Source organism: Actinomyces minihominis, assembly GCF_900187855.1.
Classification (GTDB): Bacteria; Actinomycetota; Actinomycetes; order Actinomycetales; family Actinomycetaceae; genus Scrofimicrobium; species Scrofimicrobium minihominis.
The window spans coordinates 1-2,119 of the sequence record NZ_FYEG01000022.1; the positions used below are offsets into that span (position 1 = coordinate 1).

At 57.1% G+C, this 2,119-nt stretch carries 2 protein-coding genes; both read right to left on the bottom strand.

What is annotated here, in order from left to right:
- Window positions 1-169: 169 nt before the first annotated feature.
- Window positions 170-1,720, bottom strand: a complete 1,551-nt coding sequence (cls, locus tag CS903_RS09245; RefSeq protein WP_099333261.1) for a cardiolipin synthase — start codon at window positions 1,718-1,720, stop codon at window positions 170-172.
- A 51-nt stretch (window positions 1,721-1,771) separates the two neighbouring features.
- On the bottom strand, window positions 1,772-2,119 hold a 348-nt coding region (locus tag CS903_RS09250; RefSeq protein ID WP_164996730.1), incomplete at its 5' end, for an integrase core domain-containing protein.

The window sequence follows — 2,119 nt, forward strand, 5'->3', positions numbered from 1 at the left end:
GGTAGAACGCCACCACCGTAGTATCAGCCACTTCGGAGACGCGATCGCTTGGCACGAACTCCACAAAGCAGGCTCTTACCGCATCGACTGGGACTAACCCCCAGCAACACCAAATGTCCTATAAGCCTGAAAAACGGCGGTCCGCTTTTGTGCGGTACCGCCGTTTTTCCTATTGCAGCGCTGAAGTCAGACGCGCCAAGTTATCAAGCAGGTGGGACCGCCACGGCTGCTTCGCCCATTCCTCCGCGGTGAGCTCTCGAGAGTTCTCGCGGTAGTAATCGGATACGCCGTCCATCTGCGTCGTGAACTCTTCGCCATGGACGATCATTGAGACTTCCATGTTGAGGTTGAAAGAACGCTCATCCATATTTGACGAACCGATGACGACGATTTCATCGTCGATCGTGAAGTGCTTGGAATGCAGAATGTACGGCGGCCGGAACATCCAGATCTTTACTCCGGCGCGGAGAAGCTCACTGTAGTAACTGCGTTGAGCGTGGTAAACCATCGCCTGGTCGCCTGTCTCAGAGACAAAGAGTTCGACCTCGACCCCTCTTGCCGTTGCGGCCCGAAGCGCATGCATTATTGAGGCGTCGGGGACGAAGTATGGGCTGGTGATGCTGATGCGCTTCTTGGCGCCGTACATCAGTGACACGAAGACCTGGAGGTTATTCTCATCGCCGTAAGCGGGACCGCTGGGAACGATCTGGCAGGCCAGATCGCCGGGACGGTCGTCGCGAGAAATCATCTCCGTGTCGACATTTCGGAGAATCTCTCCAGTCTCCATGTACCAATCGCCCTCGAAAACTGCTTCTAGCCCGAGGACGACGGGTCCGGAAACATGCACCATGATGTCCCGCCAGTGCAGGCCACGTTTGATGTTCCCCTTCTTGTTGTATGAGGAATCCACCATGTTCTGGGATCCCATGAAGCCAGTCTTGCCGTCAATAATCAGGAGCTTGCGGTGATTGCGCAGGTCCGGACGCTGATATTCCCCACGCCAAGGTCGCACCGGCAGCATGTAGGCCCACTGTGTTGCCACCTTGTCTAGGCTGCGACGTGTTTTCTTCGCCAGTGGGTTCATAACGGCTGAAATATGGTCCAGGAGAACGCGAACTTCAACCCCGCGTTCCTTCGCGCGCTGTAGAGCGGTGAAGACTATGTCTGTTGTTTCGTCATGCTGAAGAATGTAGAACTCTGCGTGAACGTAATCCTGTGCCAAGTCGATGGCGCGCGCCATATCCGCGAAGGAACCCTCATAGTCGACGGTAACCGACGCGGTATTCCCGGCAAGCATCGGTTGTGCGCCGAGTGCCTGCCCAAGCGTCACAGCGCCGCGGAAGCGGGTGGGGACTGAGTCCTTTCCGGGCTCCTCCCGCGCATCTTCTCGCGCAGTTATCGCAGTGACTGCATCATTCACTGCGACCTGTTTGGCCTCTCGCGCTTTTGGAAGATCGTTGTTGCCGATGATGGCGAACACGATGATTCCCGGAATGGGAAGCAAGAAGATGGCCATCAACCAGGCGGTTGCCGAGCCCGGCTTCCGGCCCGGAGGAACGATGAAAAGCGCCGTGATCCGGATGGCGTTATCAACGATGACGAGGAGGATCAGCAAAAACGGTGGAAGAGCTGATGCCCCTAGTGGGAAGAAAAAGCTCGCGATCGCGGGAAGCGAGACGCTTGATGCAGCAAGGTCGGTTGCCACTACCGCAGGGATCATGCCAGTCCAATCTTGGAGAGTGAATCGCCCTGGGTTTAGTGGAGACTCAGCTCATTTGATTTCTACCAGTTCTTGGGCGTTGGTAACCCCAGCATAGAACTTGGCCTCGAACTCCGCAGGTGGCACGTCACCGAGGTAGCAGTGGAGCCGCTGCGTGTTGTGCCAGTACACCCATCCGAGCGTCGCGAGCTCGAGATCATCGATCGTTTTCCACGGCCCTGATTTCGCGGGTCCGCGCACCAGCTCGGCCTTGTAGTATCCGTTCACGGTCTCAGCGAGGGCGTTGTCGTAGCTGTCACCGACAGTTCCGATCGAGGGTGTCGCCCCGATCTTTGCGAGGCGCTCTCCGTAGCGAATAGACGTGAATTGACTGCCCGCATCGCTATGGCAGCGCAACTC